Source organism: Longimicrobiaceae bacterium (genome assembly GCA_036375715.1).
Taxonomy (GTDB): Bacteria; Gemmatimonadota; Gemmatimonadetes; order Longimicrobiales; family Longimicrobiaceae; genus DASVBS01.
In genome coordinates this window covers 1-2,067 of sequence record DASVBS010000019.1, presented here as the reverse complement: position 1 = coordinate 2,067, position 2,067 = coordinate 1, and the positions used below count along the sequence as shown (strand labels likewise).

The window sequence follows — 2,067 nt, the reverse complement described above, 5'->3', positions numbered from 1 at the left end:
TCGCCGTCCCGCATGATGACCGCACCCACCGGGACTTCATCCCTGACCGCGGCGGCGCGTGCGAGCCGGAGCGCCGCCGTCATGCCAGTCAGGTCCGACGGGGACGGCGTCCCCCTACGCACTCGCCGCCTCAGCCATGGTCGCCTCCCGAGCAAAAGCCAGTTCCCCGCCCCTGGCGTCCACGACAATCGTGTCGCCTTCCCGGTACTGTCCTTCGAGCACCGCCAGCGCAATGGGGTTCTGCAGGTCCCGCTGGATGACGCGCTTGAGCGGCCGTGCACCGTAGACTGGATCATAACCGCGGTTGGCGAGCAGCGCCCGCGCCTCGGGCGTGACCCGGAGGTGCAGCTTTCGCGCACCCAGCATTTTCTCGAGCTGCGCCAGCTGCAGCCCCACGATATGCGACAGATCCGCGCGCGAAAGCGGCCGGAAGACAATTACATCATCCACCCGATTGAGAAACTCGGGACGGAAATGCTCCCGCAGTTCACCGCGCACAGCTGCCTCCACGTCACTCCACGCCTGATCACCCGCCTCGGCTCCGGCTTCCACGATATACTGGCTGCCGATGTTGGAGGTCATGATGATCACCGTGTTCCGGAAATCCACGGTCCGGCCCTGGCTATCGGTCAGCCGGCCGTCATCCAGGATCTGGAGCAGCAGGTTGAACACGTCGGGATGCGCCTTCTCGATCTCGTCGAACAGTACCACGCTGTACGGCCGGCGGCGGACCGCCTCGGTGAGCTGCCCCCCTTCTTCGTAGCCGATGTAGCCCGGGGGCGCCCCGATCATCCGCGCCACCGTGTGCTTCTCCATGTACTCCGACATGTCGAGCCGCACCATCGCGCGTTCGTCGTCAAAGAGGAACTCGGCCAGCGCACGCGCGGTCTCGGTCTTGCCCACGCCGGTCGGGCCCAGGAAGATGAATGATCCCGTCGGACGGTTGACGTCCTGCAGCCCCGCCCGGCTCCGCCGCACCGCGTTGGCGACCGCGGTCACCGCTGCCTCCTGGCCCACGACGCGCCGAGCGAGCTCGGCCTCGAGCCGGGTGAGCCGCTCCCGCTCCGATTCGAGCATCTTGGAGACCGGAATGCCGGTCCACTTGGCTACAATCTCCGCGATATCCTCGGCGTCCACTTCTTCCTTGAGATAACGCGCCTTGGCCTGAACTTCGGCGAGCCGAGCCTCGTCGGCGACCAGCTTCTGCTCCAGTTCAGGGATGCGGCCGTATCGGAGTTCAGCCGCCTTCTGGAGATCGCCACGGCGAGTGGCCAATTCAACTTCGCTGCGCAACGACTCGACCTCGGCCTTGTTCTGGCGGATGCCCTGAATCGCGTCCTTCTCCGACTGCCACTGTGCCTTCATTCCCGCGCCCTGCTCCCTGAGTCCCGAGATCTCCTGCTCCACGCGCGCGAGCGCTTCCTTGCCAGCCTTGTCCTTTTCGCGCGAGAGCGCCTCACGCTGGATTTCCAGCTGGGTGATGCGCCGCTCGACTTCATCGATCTCCTGCGGCAGGCTGTCGATCTCGATGCGAAGGCGACTGGCGGCCTCGTCCACCAGGTCGATCGCCTTGTCGGGCAGGAAGCGGTCGCCGATGTAGCGATCGGAGAGTGTCGCTGCCGCCACGATGGCGTTATCCGTAATCCGGACGCCGTGGTGCACTTCGTACTTCTCCTTGAGCCCACGGAGGATTGCGATCGTGTCGGCCACGCTGGGCTCGCCCACCAGCACCGGCTGGAACCGCCGCTCGAGGGCAGCGTCCTTTTCGATGTGCTTGCGGTACTCATCCAGCGTCGTGGCGCCCACCACGTGCAGTTCGCCCCGCGCCAGCGCGGGTTTCAGCAGGTTGGAGGCATCCACCGCACCCTCGGCGGCCCCGGCGCCCACAATCGTGTGCAGCTCGTCGATGAAGACGATGTAGCGGCCTTCGGCCTCGACCAGCTCCTTGATGACCGACTTGAGCCGTTCCTCGAATTCGCCGCGATACTTGGCACCGGCCAGCAGCTGGCCGATGTCGAGGGTCACGAGCTCGCGGTTGCGAAGCGACTCGGGCACGTCGCCATTCAC

The 2,067-nt window shown here is 65.8% G+C and carries 1 protein-coding gene; it reads right to left on the bottom strand.

Going from position 1 to position 2,067, the window contains the following annotated elements; all coding sequences use genetic code 11:
- Positions 1-114: 114 nt before the first annotated feature.
- The coding region (locus tag VF167_02650; protein ID HEX6924297.1) for an AAA family ATPase at positions 115-2,067 on the bottom strand (1,953 nt) is incomplete at its 5' end.